The following is a 14,374-nucleotide window of genomic DNA, read 5'->3' on the forward strand; positions in this document are numbered from 1 at the left end:
ATGTGGCGGCGGTTCCCGCAGGCCGTTGAAAACGCCGCCACTGTCGCGCGGTGGCCTCAGCCGCAGGCGGCGTGCAGACGCTTCAGCCAGCCCAGACCCAGCTGGGTGGTGCGGGCGGGGGCGTATTCCGCGCCGATCCAGCCGCGATAGCCCCAGGCCTCCAGCTCGGCCACGAAGGCCGCGAAGTCCAGCGGGCCGCTGTCGGGTTCGTGCCGGCCGGGATGGCCGCCGATCTGCACGTGACGCACCAGCGGTGCGACCTTGCGCCAGCAGCCCGGCACGTCGTCGGTGATCTGCTGGGCATGATAGGTGTCCAGTTGCAGACCCAGGTTCGGGGCGCCCACGCGCTCGATCATCTCGACCGCCAGATCGTAGTCCGAGAGGAAGCAGCCTGGCATGTCGGTCCGGTTCACCGGCTCGATGGTCAGGCTGGCATGGGGCGCGCGGTGGGCGGCCCAGGCCAGGTTCGCCACGAAGGTCTCGCGCGCCCGCTCGCCCTCGGCGCGGCCGGCCATGACGTGGATGTGGCGCACGCGCAGCGCCTGCGCGACGCGCAGCGCGCGTTCGAAGTCGCGCCTGAACCGCTCCTCCAGCCCCGGCACGGCGGCAAAGCCGCGCGGGCCGCCGGCCCAGTTCGGCGGGGGCGCGTTGATCAGCACGATCTCCAGCCCCGAGGCCAGCGATGCGCGACGCAGCTCCTGCGCGGCGATGTCGTAGGGGAAGAGGATCTCTACCCCCTCGAAGCCCGCGTCGGCGGCTGCGGCAAAGCGGTCGGTCATGGGCAGTTCGGTGAACAGCGTCGTCAGGTTGGCGGCAAAGCGCGGCATCACGGCTCCAATGCGAAGTCCCGGCCCCCTGACCGGATCACGGCCCGCCCGTCGGCACCGATCCGCGCCGCGTCCGCCAGCCGGTAGAAGGTCTTGCGGTCGATCAGCGCCTCCAAGCCCCGACGGACATGGACATAGGGCCGCGGCGCGTCGGCCGTCCCCCGCACCGTGATGGCATGATCCGGCCCCGCGGTCACCCGGTCTCCGACCGTCGTGGTGAACGTGACCGCATCGGGCGCGATCTGCGCATCCTCGGCCAGGAAGGGCGCGTCCTCGACCCGGATGCCGATCTTCTCGACCGGAGAGACCAGGAAGAACCGCTCTCCCTCGCGCTTCAGGATGCCCGCAAACAGGCGCACCAGGCCGGGCCGCCCGATGGGGGTGCCCTCATGCACCCAAGTCCCGTCGGCGCGGATCACCAGGTCCATCTCTCCGCAATAGGGCGGGTTCCACAGATGCACGGGCGCCGGACCCCGGCCTGCGGCCTCGGCTGCGGCGCGGGCGAGGCCCTCGGGGTTCACGCTTTTGTCACCGTTTTCCGCCATTCGATCTGGTCGCCTCTGAAAGGACTGCCTATGCTTTCCTTAAAGCAGCGGAAGGGTGTTGTCATGACGTCGGACGAAATTCTGGTGCAGCAGGTTCAGGAGCTGGCCGCCCGGCTTGGCGATGCGCGCGCCAGCACCGAACGCCGCTTCGTCGGACAGCATGCGGTGGTCGAACAGGTGCTGGCCGCGATCCTGGCCGGTGGGCATGCGCTGCTGGTCGGGCAGCCGGGCCTGGGCAAGACGATGCTGGTCGACACGCTCTCGACCGTGGTGGGGCTGGACAGCGCGCGCATCCAGTTCACGCCGGACCTGATGCCCGCCGACATCCTGGGTTCGGAGGTGCTGGACGCGCGCCCCGACGGCAGCCGCGCCTTCCGCTTCATCGAGGGGCCGGTCTTCACGCAACTCCTGATGGCCGACGAGATCAACCGCGCCAGCCCCCGCACCCAATCCGCCCTGCTGCAGGCCATGCAGGAGCGCGAGGTCACCATCAGCGGCCAGCACCGCCCCCTGGGCCGCCCGTTCCATGTCCTGGCCACCCAGAACCCGATCGAGCAGGAGGGTACCTATCCGCTGCCCGAGGCGCAGCTGGACCGCTTCCTGCTGCAGATCGACGTCGACTATCCCGACCGCGACACCGAGCGGCAGATCCTGCTGGCCACGACCGGGCTGGAGGAGGACGCGCCCCACGGCGCCTTCACCCCCGATCAGCTGATCGCGGCGCAGCGGCTGATCCGGCAGATGCCGGTGGGCGACAGCGTGGTCGAGGCGATCCTGGACCTGGTCCGCGCGGCCCGTCCCGGCGCGCCCGAGGCGGCGGGCTTCGTCACCGACACGCTGACCTGGGGGCCGGGTCCGCGCGCGGCGCAGGCGCTGATGCTGGTTACGCGGGCTCGGGCGGTTCTCAACGGCCGCTTTGCGCCGACGCTGGACGATGTGGCGGCGATGGCCGCGCCCGTGCTGCGGCACCGCATGGCGCTGTCCTTCGCCGCCCGCGCGCGGGGCGAGACGGTGGATGCGGTGATCGACCGCCTGCTGGACGACCGTCTGGCGCCCCGCCGCGCCGCATGAGCCTGACCCCCGCGAACCTGCGCGCACGCGCCGAAGGGGCCGCGGCCCATCTGCCGGGTCTGGTCCTGTCGGCGGAACGGCTGGCCGCGATGGTCGCGCCGGGCGCGCACGGGCAGCGCCGCGCCGGTCCCGGAGAGGATTTCTGGCAGTATCGCCCGGCCGGGGCGGGCGACGGGGCGCGCAGCATCGACTGGCGCCGCTCGGGCCGCTCGGACCAGCAGTTCGTGCGCGACCGCGAGGCGCAGACCGCGCAGGCCGCGGCACTGTGGCTGTCGCGCGGGCAGGGCATGGCCTTCACCGGCGGCCCCGACCGGCCGGCCAAAGCCGAACGCGGGCAGGTCCTGACGCTGGCGCTTGGGATGCTGCTGCTGCGGGGCGGCGAGCGGGTGGGCCTTTTGGGCCAGCCGCCGCGCGCCGGCAGGCTGCAGGCCGACCGCCTGGCCGAGGCGCTGGCGGCCGCGCCCCCGACCGCGGGCGACGACGACCAGGCCCCTGCAGGGGCGCTGCGCCCGAACACGCGCGCGGTGCTGATCGGAGATTTCCTGGCCGATCCGTCCTGGCTGGCGACATTCCTGGACCGCGCCGCCGCCCTTGGCGTCGGCGGTCTGCTGCTGCAGGTCCTGGACCCAGACGAGGTGCAGTTCCCCTTCGACGGCGCGGTGGATTTCCGCAGCGCCTCGGGCGCGCTGCGCCATGACAGCCGCGATGCGGGCGGTCTGCGCGCGGCCTATCTGGCGCGGCTGGCCGAACGGCAGGACTGGCTGCGCCGGCAGGCCGACCGCGCGGGCTGGCTGTTCGCCACCCACCGGACCGATGCCGACCCGGCCGAGGCGCTTGGCTGGGCGTGGCAGGGACTGGGCCGGGCGCCGGGCGGGGGAGGGCGCTGATGCTGGTCCTCGGCCCCCTGGGATTTGCCGCGCCCTGGGTGCTGGCGGCGCTCATTGCGCTGCCGGTCCTGTGGGTGATCCTGCGCGCCATGCCGCCCGCGCCGCGCCGGGTGGTCTTTCCGGGCATCGCGCTGCTGGCCGGGCTGACGGATCGCGCGCCCGTCGCGACGCGCACGCCCTGGTGGCTGCTGCTGATCCGGCTGGCGGCGGTTGCGGCGCTGATCCTGGCCTTTGCCGGTCCGATCTGGCGGCCGGTGGTGCAGGCCGCGCCGGACGGCCCGCTGGTGGTGGTGATGGATGCGGGCTTTGCCGCCGCGCCCGATTGGGCCGCCCGGCAGGGCCGCGCGGAGGCCGCGCTGACCCAGGCCGCCGCCGCCGGTCGCCCCGCCGCGCTGATCCTGGCGGACGGGCAGGGCGATCCGGGGCCGCTGGCCTTCCGTCCGGCCTCGGAATGGCTGGCCGCGCTGCGCGGGGCGCAGCCGGCGGCCTGGTCGACGCGCCTGCCCGACGACCCCGCGGCCGCGCTGGCCGATGCGCCGGAGGGGGATCTGGCGACGCTGTGGCTGTCGGATGGCACCGATCATGCGAACCGTGCCGCCTGGCTGGACGCGCTGGCCGCGCGCGGCCCCGTCACCGTGTTGCCGCCCGCGCGTCCGCTGCGCCTTCTGGCGCTGGAGGACGGACCGGCCCCCGCGCTGACGCTCTATGCCACCGACGACGCCGCCCCGGCGATCCAGGCCATCGGCCCCGACCCCCAGGGGATCGAGCGTCCGCTGGCCAGCCTGACGCCGGGCGAGGGGGCGCCGCGCGACGGCCTCTCCGTCCGGCCCGTGGCCATCGACCTGCCACCCGAGCTGCGCAACCGCATCACCCGCTTCCAGATCGAGGCGGAATCACATGCCGGTGCCGTCGTGCTGGCCGATGACCGGGTGCGCCGCCGCAAGGTCGCGCTGGTCGGCGATCCGCTGGCCGAGGGGCAGCAGCTTCTGGCCCAGACCCATTACCTGCGCCAGGCCCTGGCCCCCACGACCGATCTGGTCGAGGGGGCGCTTGGCGACGTGCTGGCCGCCGCGCCCGACGTGATCGTGCTGGCCGATCAGGTGCAGCTGGCCGAGACGGCCGAGCTGACCGAATGGGTGCGCGACGGCGGCCTGCTGATCCGCTTTGCCGGGCCGCGCATGGCCGGGTTCGACCGCCTGCTGGAGGAGCCGCTGCTGCCCGTCGCGCTGCGCCAGGGCGGGCGCGACATCGGCGGCGCGCTGTCCTGGGGCGATCCGCGCGGGCTGGCGCCCTTTCCCGCCGACGGGCCCTTTGCGGGGCTGGAGGTGCCGCAGGACGTGACCGTGCGCGCGCAGCTGATGGCGCAGCCCGCGCCCGATCTGGCGGCGCGGACGCTGGCCTCGCTCAGCGACAACACGCCCCTGGTCACCCGCGACGGCCTGGGCGAGGGGCAGGTGGTGCTGGTCCATGTCACCGCCAATGCGGAATGGTCGAACCTGCCGCTGTCGGGCCTGTTCGTGCGCATGATGGAGCGGCTGGTCGCCACCGCCCGCCTGTCGCCCGCCGAGGCCGCCGCCGACGACCAGGCGCAGCCCTTCTGGACGCCCGAGACGGTTCTGGACGGGTTCGGCCGCCCCGCACCCCTGGACGGCCTGTCGCCCGTGCCCGCCGCCGATCTGGCGCAGGGGCCGGGGCCGGGGCGACCGGCCGGGGTCTATGTCGCCGGGGAACGGCGTCAGGCACTGAACGCGGGCGGCCCGGTGCGGCCCGTGACGGGCGCGGCCGACTGGCCCGGCGCGCGGATCGAGGCCGTGGCGGCCTCCTCCGGGCGCGATCTGAAGGGCGCGCTGCTGGCGGCGGCGCTGCTGCTGCTGGCGCTGGATGCGGTGGGATCGGCGGCGCTGGCGCGCGGACGGCGGCGCGGGGTGGTGGCGGTGGTGCTGCTGGCGCTGACGCTCTGGCCTGCGCCGCGCGCCCATGCGCAGGACCTGGACCCCGACCTGATGCGGGCCGCGGCCGAGGTCGCGCTGGCCTATGTGGTCACGGGCGACGCGGCGGTGGACCGGGCCTCGGCGCAGGGGCTGCAGGGGCTGTCCACCGCGCTCAGGGCGCGCACCTCGGTCGAGCCGGGCAAGCCGATCGGCATCGACCTGGAACAGGACGACCTGTCGCTGCTGACCTTCCTCTACTGGCCGGTGACCGAGGCGCAGGTGCCGCCCGGTCCGCAGGCCTATCTGCGGTTGAACGCCTTCCTCCGTTCGGGCGGCATGATCCTCTTCGACACGCGCGACGGCGACATCGCGGGCGTGGGTGGGCCGGACATGTCGCAGGCCTTGCGCCGGCTGGCGGCACCCCTGGACGTGCCGCCCCTGGCCCCGGTGCCGGAGGATCACGTCCTGACGCGGACCTTCTATCTGCTGCAGGACTTTCCGGGCCGCTGGCAGGGCAATCCGGTCTGGGTCGAGGCTCCGCCGGTCGGCGCCGCGACCGAGGACGGCATGCCCTTCCGCCAGCTGAACGACGGGGTCAGCCCGGTCATCATCGGCGGCAATTCCTGGGCCGAGGCCTGGGCCGTGGACGGCGACGGCTATCCGGTCTTTCCCATCGGCCGGGGCTGGGAGGGCGAGCGGCAGCGCGAGATGGCGACCCGCTTCGGCGTCAACCTGGTCATGTATGTGCTGACCGGGAACTACAAATCCGACCAGGTCCATGTCCCCGCCCTGCTGGACCGGCTGGCGACCGAGGAGATGCTGGCCCGATGACCCAGATCCGTTTCGATCCGGCCCTGCCGTGGTGGGCCATCGCGGCACTGGCGGCGCTGGCGGTGGCGGTCGGGGGCTTTGCGCTGTGGCGCGGGCTGCGGGGCTGGGCGTGGCGCGGGCTGGCGGGGCTGGCGGCGGCGCTGGCGCTGGCGGGACCCGCGCTGGAACTGGGCAGCCGCACGGCGCTGTCGGACATCGTGATCCTGCTGGACGACCGCTCGGCCAGCCAGGACCTGCCCGGCCGCGCCGAACAGACAGACAGCGCGGTGGCCGAGCTGACCGCCGCGGTCGAGGCGCTGCCGGGCACCGACCTGCGCCGCGTCACCTTGGGCGATTCCGAGGACGGCACCCAGCTGGGCGCCGCCCTGGCCCGCGCCGTCGCGGCCGAGCCCGAGGCGCGGCTGGCCGGGGTGATCGCGCTGACCGACGGGCGGCTGCACGACCCCGCCCTGCTGCCGCAGGGCCTGCCCGCGCCGCTGCATGTCCTGCTGACCGGGCAGCCGCAGGACTGGGACCGCCGCCTGGTGATCGAGGAGGCCCCGGCCTTCGGCCTGATCGACCAGGAGGTGCAGATCCGCCTGCGCATCGAGGATCAGGGCGCCGTTCCCGAAGCCGTCGCCACGGGCAGCGTGACCCTGCGCCTGTCCGTGGACGGCGAGACCGAGCAGGTCGTGGCCGTGCCGCTGAACACCAGCCTGACCCTGCCGGTCACCCTGACCCATGCCGGCCAGAACGTCGTGCGGATCGCGCTGGACGACGCGCCCGCAGAGCTGACCGACCGCAACAACGCCGCCGCCGTCAGCATCAACGGGGTGCGCGACCGGCTGCGGGTGCTGCTGGTCTCCGGAGAGCCGCATGCCGGAGAGCGCACCTGGCGCAACCTGCTGAAATCCGACGCGGCGGTGGACCTGATCCACTTCACCATCCTGCGCCCGCCCGCCAAGTTCGACGGCGTGCCGGTGAACGAGCTGTCGCTGATCGCCTTTCCCACGCAGGAGCTGTTCTTGGAACGGATCGACGATTTCGATCTGATCATCTTCGACCGCTACAGCGTGCAGGGCATCCTGCCGCCCGACTATTACATGAACATCGCCCGATATGTGGAGGAGGGCGGCGCGATCCTGGTCTCGGCCGGACCCGAGCTGGCCTCGGTCGAGAGCCTCAGCCTGTCGCCCCTGGGCCCGGTCCTGCCGGGCCGCCCCACCGGCCGCGTGATCGAGGAGCCGTTCCTGCCCCGCCTGACCGAGGAGGGGCAGCGCCACCCCGTCACTGCGGGCCTGGGCGGTCCGGACCCCGACAACCCCGATTGGGGGCGCTGGCTGCGCATGGCGCAGGTGACGCCCACGGGCGACGCGCAGGTGGCGATGACCGGCGCGCAGGATCAGCCGCTTCTGATCCTGGACCGGGTGGGCGAGGGGCGGGTGGCGCTGATGACCTCGGACCAGGTCTGGCTCTGGGGGCGCGGCTTCGAGGGGGGCGGGCCGCAGCTGGAGCTGCTGCGCCGCATCGCGCATTGGTCGATGAAGGAGCCGGAGCTGGAGGAGGAGGCGCTGCTGACCGAGATCCGCGACGGTCTGGACGTGCGCTTCGTCCGGCGCACCATGCGCGACGCAGCCGGGCCGCTGCGCATCACCGCGCCCGATGGAGGCGTGACCGAACTGCCGCTGGTGGCGGATGGCCCGGGCCGCTTCGTTGCCGATTGGACGGCGCCCGAGCCGGGCCTCTACCGGCTGGCCGACGGGGACATGGCCCGCGTCATGGCGCTCGGCCCCGCCGCGCCGCGCGAGTTCGAGGAGACGGTCGCCGACGCACCCCTTATCGCGCCCTTGGCCGAGGCGTCGGGCGGATCGGTCCTGCGCCTGTCGGAGGGCGTGCCCGACCTGCGCCAGATCCGCGCCGGACGCGCCGCCAGCGGCACCACGCTGTCGGGGCCGTGGATCGGCGTGACGCCGCGCGATGCCGCGACCGTGACCGGGCTGGACCGCCGGCCGCTGCTGCCGGGCTGGGCGTGGCTGGCGCTGGTCGCGGGGCTGATCCTGACCGGCTGGCTGGCCGAGGGGCGGCGGCGTCCCGCCTGACCGCCCGCCCGCGGGCCCGCCTGTCCGCTTGCCATCCGGCCCCCTGGTTGGTAACCCCAACCAAACCGTCTCAAGGAACGCAAATGGCTGACGACACGCGCAATCCCGCCCCCTATAACGAGGCCGACCTGTCGCTGATCAAGCGGATCATCCCGCACCGCTATCCTTTCCTGTTCATCGACAAGGTGCGCGACATCGTGCCGTTCGAAAGCGCCGTGGGCATCAAGAACGTCACCGCGAACGAGCCGCATTTCCAGGGGCATTTCCCGAACCAGCCGGTGATGCCGGGCGTCACCATCATCGAGGCGATGGCCCAGACCGCGGCGGTCGTCGTGGGCATCAGCATGAACGTCATCGACGAGGAGATGCTGACCTATTTCATGGGCATCGACAATTGCAAGTTCCGCCGCATGGTCGTGCCGGGCGACGTGCTGGAGCTGCATTGCCGCGCCATCCGCGGCGGCGGCAAGATCTGGAAGTTCGAGGGCCGCGCCATGGTCGACGGACAGCTGTGTGCCTCGGCGGAATACACCGCGATGATGGCCCGCAAGGATGGCTGATGCGCTGATCCACCCCTCGGCCGTGATCGAACCGGGCGCCACGATCGGCGCCGGGGTCCGCATCGGGCCGTTCTGCGTGGTCGGACCGCGCGTCCGGCTGGATGACGGGGTGGAGCTGAAATCGCATGTCGTCGTCTCGGGCGACACGGTCATCGGAGAGGGAACGACCGTCTTTCCCTTTGCCAGCATCGGCGAGGTCCCGCAGGACCTGAAATTCAGGGGCGAGGACGTGCGGCTGGAGATCGGCGCGCGCAACCGCATCCGCGAATACGTGACGATGAACCCCGGCACGGCCGGGGGAGGCGGGCTGACCCGCGTGGGCGATGACGGGTTGTTCATGGCCTCCAGCCATGTGGGGCATGACTGCCGCATCGGCGACCGGGTGATCCTGGCCAACAGCGTGGCCATCGCCGGCCATTGCGTGCTGGAGGACGACGTGATCGTGGGCGGCCTCTCCGGGGTGCATCAATGGGTGCGCATCGGGCGCGGCGCCATGATCGGGGCGGTGACGATGGTCACGGCGGACGTGATCCCCTATGGCCTGGTGCAGGGGCCGCGCGGGCATCTGGACGGGCTGAACCTGGTCGGCCTGCGCCGCCGGGGGGCCAGCCGCGCCGACATCGCGGCGCTGCGCGACCTGCTGGGTGCCTTGGGGCACGGCTCGTTCCGCGACACCGCCCGGCAGCGTGCCGACGGTTCGGTCACCACGATGGAACGCGACGTGCTAGACTTCATCCTCGGCCCGTCCGACCGCAGCTTTCTGGCGCCGCGACCGGAATGAGCCGCATCGCCATCATCGCCGGGCGCGGCGCGCTGGCCCCTGCCGTGGCCGCCAGCGTGGACGAACCGCTGCTCTTTGCGCTGGAAGGGTTCGCCCCCGAGGGCGTGGAGGCGACGCCGTTCCGGCTTGAGCGCCTGATCCCCTTCCTGAACGAGCTGCACGACCAAGGCGTGACCCGTGTCGTGTTCGCCGGGGCGATCCGCCGTCCGCGTCTGGACCCCGAGGCCTTCGATGCGCGCACCGCGCAGCTGGTGCCGCGCATTCTCATGGCGATGCAGTCCGGCGATGACGCGGCCCTGCGCGCGGTCCTCGACATCTTCGAGGAAAACGACCTTAACATTTGTTCTGTAACGGAAATCGCGCCCGATCTGGTGCCCGGAGAGGGCATCCTGACCGGCGCACCTTCCGCCCATGACAAGCGCGACGTGGCGCGTGCCGCCGAGATCCTGGCGGCGACCGGGCCGCTGGATCTGGGTCAGGGCGCGGTCGTCGCGCAGGGCCTGTGCCTGGCGCTGGAGACGCTGCCCGGCACGCAGGCCATGCTGGACTTTGCCAGTCGCCACGCAGGGCTGCGCCCGAATCCGGACGGCGCGCGGGGCGTTCTCTACAAGGCGCCGAAACCGGGACAGGACCTTCGCATCGACCTGCCGACCCTGGGGCCGGACAGCGTCGATCAGGCCGCGGCGGCGGGTCTGGCGGGCATTGCCTGGGCCGCGGGGCAGGTCATCCTGCTGGACCGCGAGGAGGCGGTGCGGCGCGCCGAGGCGGCCGGGCTGTTCCTCTGGGCAGCCGGCGCCTGAGCGGGCGCGCGCGGGCGAATGGGCTTGCCCGGATCGGGCGGGACACGCACCATGACGGGGCCACAACACAGAGGAACGGCATGCGGTATTTCCTGATCGCGGGCGAGGCGTCCGGCGACCAGCTGGGCGCGGCGCTGATGGACGGGCTGCGCAGGCTCGACCCCGAGGCGCGGTTTCTGGGCGTCGGCGGCCCTGCCATGACGCCGCGGGGGCTGGAGAGCCTGTTCCCCATGGACGAGCTGTCCGTCATGGGCATCTGGGAGGTGCTGCCCAAGTACCGCCAGCTGAAGCGCCGCATCGCCCAGACCGCGCAGGCGGTGATCGACGCGGCCCCCGACGTGCTGATCACCATCGACAGCCCCGATTTCGGCCTGCGCGTGGCGCGGCTGGTGCGCGCGCAGCGGCCCGATCTGCGGACGGTGCATTACGTGGCCCCCTCGGTCTGGGCCTGGCGTCCGGGCCGCGCACTGAAGATGGCGCAGGTGATCGACCACGTCCTGGCCATCCTGCCCTTCGAGCCGCCACTGATGGAGGCGGCGGGCATGACCTGCGATTTCGTGGGCCACCCGGTCGCCACCGCCGATGTCGCGGGGCCCGACGAGGCGCAGCTGTTCCGCAATGCGCATGGCATCGCCTCCGACGCGCCGGTCGTCCTGTGCCTGCCCGGATCGCGCCGGGGCGAGGTCGCGCGTCTTGGGCCGCGCTTCGACGAGGCGCTGATCCGCCTGCGCGACCGCGTCCCCGAGGTCCGGGTCGTGCTGCCCACCGTGCCGGGCGTGTCGGGGATGATCCGCGACATGACCCGCCGCTGGCCCACCGCCCCCATCGTGATCGAGGAGCCGGACGAGAAGCGCGCGGCCTTTGCGGCGGCCGACCTGGCGCTGGCGGCATCGGGCACGGTCAGCCTGGAGCTGGCCGCGAACCGCATCCCCATGGTCATCGGCTATGACATGGCACCCCTGTCGCGGCTGATCGTGGGCATGCTGCTGCGCACCGATACGGTGACGCTGGTCAACCTGGTCAGCGACACGCGCGCGGTGCCCGAATTCCTGGGGTCGCGCTGCCAGCCCGGTCCGCTGGCCGCGGCGCTGCAGGACGCGCTGGAGAACGGCGCCCATCGCGGGGCGCAGCTGGACGCGATGGACGTGACCATGGACCGCTTGGGGAAGGGGGGAGAGGCGCCGGGCCTGCGCGCGGCGCGCTCGGTCGTTCAGGCGATCACAGCACCGCGGTGACGATGATCTCGACCTTGTAGTCCGGAGTCGCCAGCGCCGATTCGCCAGTGGCGCGGGCGGGGGTGTGGCCTTGGGGCACCCATGCATCCCAGACCGCGTTCATCTCGGCGAAATCGGCCATGTCGGCCATCCAGATCTGGGCCGAGACGATGCGCGTCTTGTCGGTCCCGGCCTGCGCCAGCAGCGCGTCGATCTGCGACAGCACGGCGCGCGTCTGGTCCGCGACCGGGGTGCCCGGCTCTCCGACCTGTCCGGCCAGGAAGACGAAGCCGTTGGCGATGACCGCCTGGCTCATGCGGGGGCCAGTTTCCAGGCGCTTGATGTCGCTCATGTTGCTCTCCTTTGGCGATATGCGCGGCGACGCTATACGCGGGGGGCGGGGGCGGCAAGGCGGGTTGCGGACGTTCCGCTTGCGTTCTATCCTGCGCGCATGTCCGACCTCAGCCCCTTGCCCGCCATGCCCGGCCAGCGCCTTGCGCGCGGCACGGGGCGCCTGCTGCGTAGCCTCGATCACGCGGTGCTGACCGAGTTCACGCCGGTCCGGGGCCTGCGGGTCGACCTGATCAGCCTCGGCCCCAAGGGCGAGCTGTGGGTCGTGGAATGCAAGAGCGGCCGCGCCGATTTCCGCGCCGACCGGAAGTGGCAGGGCTATCTGGACTGGTGCGACCGCTATTTCTGGGCTGTGGACGGGGATTTCCCGGTGGAGCTGCTGCCCGAGGACACGGGCCTGATCCATGCCGACGCCTTCGGCGCCGAGATCACCCGCATGGCGCCCGAACACCGCCTGTCCGGGCCGCGCCGCACCAAGGTGCAGCGCGACTTCGCCCGCGCGGCGGCCCTGCGCCTTCAGGTCATCTGCGACTCCGAGGCGCTTATCGCCGGGGCTTCTTAGGCTTGGCGCCCATGCCGCGGGCGGCCTCCGCCGCGGCCATCAGCTCCTCGGCGATCTCGATGGCCTCCTCGGGGTCGAAGTCCATCGGCAGGTCCACACCCTCGCCCTGGACATAGATGCGGACCATGCCCAGGTCGGTCGGGCCGATCTGGATGTTCGCGGTAATGTCGCTTTCGCTGTTGATGCCCATGGCGTGATCCTTTTGCTGTGAAACTTTCTCTAGCCCGATGACGATTTCGCGGCAAGCGGGGCTTGCATCGCGTGCCGACCGGGTCTAAAGAACCGCCCTGTGCCGCCTTAGCTCAGTTGGTTAGAGCGCTAGATTGTGGATCTAGAGGTCCCCCGTTCAAGCCGGGGAGGCGGTACCACCACCCTCACAAATTTTCTGCACCGCAGCATCTTGCGCCCGCCCGCCTGGCCTGAAACCATGGCGCCGTCCACAACGGGGAGGCGTGTGCCATGGGTCTGATCGGTATCCTTCTGTCACTGATCCTGCTGATGTATTTGGCCTATCGGGGCATCAACGTGCTGATCCTGGCGCCGGCGCTGGCGCTGCTGGCCGTGCTGATGTCGGGCGATCTGCCGATCCTTGCGACCTATACGCAGGTCTTCATGGCCTCGCTCGGCGGCTACGTCATCACCTATTTCCCGCTGTTCCTGCTGGGCGCGATCTTCGGCAAGGTGATGGCCGACAGCGGCGCCGCGCGTTCGATCGCGGAATGGATCGTGGACAGGCTGGGCGCGGACCGCGCCGTGCTGGCGGTGGTCCTGTCCTGCGGGGTGCTGACCTATGGGGGCGTGTCGCTCTTCGTGGTGGCCTTCGCCGTCTATCCGATTGCGAATGCGCTGTTCCGCCGCGCCGACATCCCCAAGCGGCTGCTGCCCGCCGCCATCGCGCTTGGCTCCTTCACCTTCACCATGACCGCCTTTCCAGGCACGCCCGCGATCCAGAACGCCATTCCGATGCCGTTCTTCGGCACGAACGTCTTCGCCGCGCCGGTCCTGGGCACGCTGGCAGGGATCATCATGCTGGCGGGCGGCACGATGTGGCTGAACCGCCGCGCCCGCGCCGCCGGGGCCGAGGGTTACGGCGACCACCCCGTCACCGCCGCCGACGCGACCCTGCCCGAGGATGCGGACCTGCCGCCCTTCGCGCTGGCCATCCTGCCCGTCGTGTCGGTGATCGTGCTGAACGCGGTCCTGACCTGGTTCGTCTTCCCGAACATCAGCGCCGACTATCTGGCCGAACCCCAATATGGAGAGACGACGCTATCCTCGGTCGCGGGCATCTGGGCGATCATCGTGTCGCTGGTCGCCTCGATCCTGCTGGCCATCGCGCTCAACTGGCGCCGCTTCGCAGATCTGCGTGAAAGCGTGAACGCAGGCACGATGGGCTCACTGCTGCCGATCTTCAACACCGCGTCCGAGGTGGGCTATGGCGCCGTCATCGCATCGCTGCCGGCCTTTGCGCTGATCCGCGACGGGGTGCTGGGCCTGTTCCCGAACAACCCTGTGGCGTCGCTGTCGGTGGCGGTGAACGTGCTGGCCGGCATCACCGGATCGGCCTCGGGCGGCATGTCCATCGCGCTGAATACGCTCGGCGAACAGTTCGCCACGATGGGCCGCGACCAGGGGATCAGCATGGAACTGATGCACCGCGTCACCGCGCTGTCCTCGGGCGGGTTCGACGCGCTGCCGCATAACGGCGCGGTCATCACGCTGCTGGCCATCACCGGGCTGACCCACAGGAAAAGCTATCCCGACATCTTCGTGGTCGCGGTGCTGATCCCGGTCATCGCGCTGATCACGGTGATCGTGCTGGGGACCGTGCTTTAACGGGGCGTTGTTGCAGAACTCTCCCCGTGAAGGATTCACTTGGTGAATCCATGCGGTTAGATGGGCAGCATGAGCAAGCCCAAGCCCGCCCGCTACCGCA

General features: G+C 71.7%; 14 protein-coding genes and 1 tRNA gene. 11 read left to right on the plus strand and 4 right to left on the minus strand.

The features are described 5' to 3' along the window. Positions 1-56: 56 nt before the first annotated feature. Both AC2SGK_RS16395 and AC2SGK_RS16400 read right to left on the minus strand, forming a co-directional pair. On the minus strand, positions 57-827 hold the full coding sequence (locus AC2SGK_RS16395; RefSeq protein WP_488324540.1) for a hydroxypyruvate isomerase family protein: 771 nt from the start codon (positions 825-827) through the stop codon (positions 57-59). Continuing rightward, the gene (locus tag AC2SGK_RS16400; RefSeq protein WP_488324541.1) at positions 827-1,372 is read right to left on the minus strand and encodes a DUF1285 domain-containing protein; all 546 of its coding nucleotides are present in this window, start codon (positions 1,370-1,372) and stop codon (positions 827-829) included. Before AC2SGK_RS16400 ends, AC2SGK_RS16395 begins: the two co-directional genes overlap by 1 nt. Positions 1,373-1,435: 63 nt before the next feature. Between AC2SGK_RS16400 and AC2SGK_RS16405 the strand changes: the two genes are divergently transcribed. The 8 genes from AC2SGK_RS16405 to lpxB all read left to right on the plus strand — a co-directional run bounded on the left by AC2SGK_RS16405 (position 1,436) and on the right by lpxB (position 11,546). Then, complete coding sequence (locus AC2SGK_RS16405; RefSeq protein ID WP_488324542.1) at positions 1,436-2,443, plus strand: AAA family ATPase; 1,008 nt, start codon at positions 1,436-1,438, stop codon at positions 2,441-2,443. Next, on the plus strand, positions 2,440-3,330 hold the full coding sequence (locus tag AC2SGK_RS16410) for a DUF58 domain-containing protein (protein WP_488324543.1): 891 nt from the start codon (positions 2,440-2,442) through the stop codon (positions 3,328-3,330). The genes AC2SGK_RS16405 and AC2SGK_RS16410 overlap by 4 nt, the downstream gene beginning before the upstream one ends. Beyond that, positions 3,330-6,092 (plus strand): DUF4159 domain-containing protein, encoded by a 2,763-nt coding sequence (locus AC2SGK_RS16415; protein ID WP_488324544.1) that lies wholly within the window; start codon positions 3,330-3,332, stop codon positions 6,090-6,092. Before AC2SGK_RS16410 ends, AC2SGK_RS16415 begins: the two co-directional genes overlap by 1 nt. Then, complete coding sequence (locus AC2SGK_RS16420; protein WP_488324545.1) at positions 6,089-8,170, plus strand: hypothetical protein; 2,082 nt, start codon at positions 6,089-6,091, stop codon at positions 8,168-8,170. The genes AC2SGK_RS16415 and AC2SGK_RS16420 overlap by 4 nt, the downstream gene beginning before the upstream one ends. Before the next feature lie 83 nt (positions 8,171-8,253). Next, positions 8,254-8,730, plus strand: a complete 477-nt coding sequence (gene fabZ / locus AC2SGK_RS16425; RefSeq protein WP_488324546.1) for a 3-hydroxyacyl-ACP dehydratase FabZ — start codon at positions 8,254-8,256, stop codon at positions 8,728-8,730. After that, the gene (gene lpxA, locus AC2SGK_RS16430) at positions 8,723-9,511 is read left to right on the plus strand and encodes an acyl-ACP--UDP-N-acetylglucosamine O-acyltransferase (protein ID WP_488324547.1); all 789 of its coding nucleotides are present in this window, start codon (positions 8,723-8,725) and stop codon (positions 9,509-9,511) included. Before fabZ ends, lpxA begins: the two co-directional genes overlap by 8 nt. Continuing rightward, entirely contained in the window at positions 9,508-10,311 is an 804-nt protein-coding gene (locus AC2SGK_RS16435; RefSeq protein ID WP_488324548.1) for an LpxI family protein, read from the plus strand. Before lpxA ends, AC2SGK_RS16435 begins: the two co-directional genes overlap by 4 nt. An 80-nt stretch (positions 10,312-10,391) precedes the next feature. Further along, entirely contained in the window at positions 10,392-11,546 is a 1,155-nt protein-coding gene (gene lpxB, locus AC2SGK_RS16440) for a lipid-A-disaccharide synthase (protein WP_488324549.1), read from the plus strand. Here the strand turns inward: lpxB and AC2SGK_RS16445 are convergent. Then, entirely contained in the window at positions 11,530-11,877 is a 348-nt protein-coding gene (locus tag AC2SGK_RS16445; protein WP_411836666.1) for a RidA family protein, read from the minus strand. The two genes, lpxB and AC2SGK_RS16445, sit on opposite strands and share 17 nt — an antisense overlap. Before the next feature lie 99 nt (positions 11,878-11,976). On the opposite strand from AC2SGK_RS16445, the gene AC2SGK_RS16450 reads away from it, so the two are divergent. Next, entirely contained in the window at positions 11,977-12,438 is a 462-nt protein-coding gene (locus AC2SGK_RS16450; RefSeq protein ID WP_488324550.1) for an MmcB family DNA repair protein, read from the plus strand. On the opposite strand, the gene AC2SGK_RS16455 is transcribed toward AC2SGK_RS16450, so the two are convergent. Next, positions 12,419-12,628, minus strand: a complete 210-nt coding sequence (locus AC2SGK_RS16455; protein WP_411836664.1) for a DUF6324 family protein — start codon at positions 12,626-12,628, stop codon at positions 12,419-12,421. The genes AC2SGK_RS16450 and AC2SGK_RS16455 overlap by 20 nt on opposite strands. Before the next feature lie 101 nt (positions 12,629-12,729). On the opposite strand from AC2SGK_RS16455, the gene AC2SGK_RS16460 reads away from it, so the two are divergent. Beyond that, positions 12,730-12,806 (plus strand) — tRNA-His (locus AC2SGK_RS16460). Positions 12,807-12,897: 91 nt separating this feature from the next. Then, positions 12,898-14,274, plus strand: coding sequence for a GntP family permease (locus AC2SGK_RS16465; protein WP_488324551.1), 1,377 nt, complete (start codon positions 12,898-12,900; stop codon positions 14,272-14,274). Positions 14,275-14,374: the final 100 nt, after the last annotated feature.

It is taken from the genome of Paracoccus sp. NIOT.M2S5SZ12 (assembly GCF_057748165.1).

Bases quoted from the DNA above. Each gene is read 5' to 3' on its own strand.
- AC2SGK_RS16465 (WP_488324551.1), top strand. From the start codon at position 12,898: ATGGGTCTGATCGGTATCCTTCTGTCACTGATCCTGCTGATGTATTTG.
- lpxB (WP_488324549.1), top strand. From the start codon at position 10,392: ATGCGGTATTTCCTGATCGCGGGCGAGGCGTCCGGCGACCAGCTGGGC.
- AC2SGK_RS16400 (WP_488324541.1), bottom strand. From the start codon at position 1,372: ATGGCGGAAAACGGTGACAAAAGCGTGAACCCCGAGGGCCTCGCCCGC.
- AC2SGK_RS16435 (WP_488324548.1), top strand. From the start codon at position 9,508: ATGAGCCGCATCGCCATCATCGCCGGGCGCGGCGCGCTGGCCCCTGCC.
- AC2SGK_RS16455 (WP_411836664.1), bottom strand. From the start codon at position 12,628: ATGGGCATCAACAGCGAAAGCGACATTACCGCGAACATCCAGATCGGC.
- AC2SGK_RS16450 (WP_488324550.1), top strand. From the start codon at position 11,977: ATGTCCGACCTCAGCCCCTTGCCCGCCATGCCCGGCCAGCGCCTTGCG.
- AC2SGK_RS16410 (WP_488324543.1), top strand. From the start codon at position 2,440: ATGAGCCTGACCCCCGCGAACCTGCGCGCACGCGCCGAAGGGGCCGCG.
- AC2SGK_RS16405 (WP_488324542.1), top strand. From the start codon at position 1,436: ATGACGTCGGACGAAATTCTGGTGCAGCAGGTTCAGGAGCTGGCCGCC.
- fabZ (WP_488324546.1), top strand. From the start codon at position 8,254: ATGGCTGACGACACGCGCAATCCCGCCCCCTATAACGAGGCCGACCTG.
- AC2SGK_RS16420 (WP_488324545.1), top strand. From the start codon at position 6,089: ATGACCCAGATCCGTTTCGATCCGGCCCTGCCGTGGTGGGCCATCGCG.
- lpxA (WP_488324547.1), top strand. From the start codon at position 8,723: ATGGCTGATGCGCTGATCCACCCCTCGGCCGTGATCGAACCGGGCGCC.
- AC2SGK_RS16395 (WP_488324540.1), bottom strand. From the start codon at position 827: ATGCCGCGCTTTGCCGCCAACCTGACGACGCTGTTCACCGAACTGCCC.
- AC2SGK_RS16445 (WP_411836666.1), bottom strand. From the start codon at position 11,877: ATGAGCGACATCAAGCGCCTGGAAACTGGCCCCCGCATGAGCCAGGCG.
- AC2SGK_RS16415 (WP_488324544.1), top strand. From the start codon at position 3,330: ATGCTGGTCCTCGGCCCCCTGGGATTTGCCGCGCCCTGGGTGCTGGCG.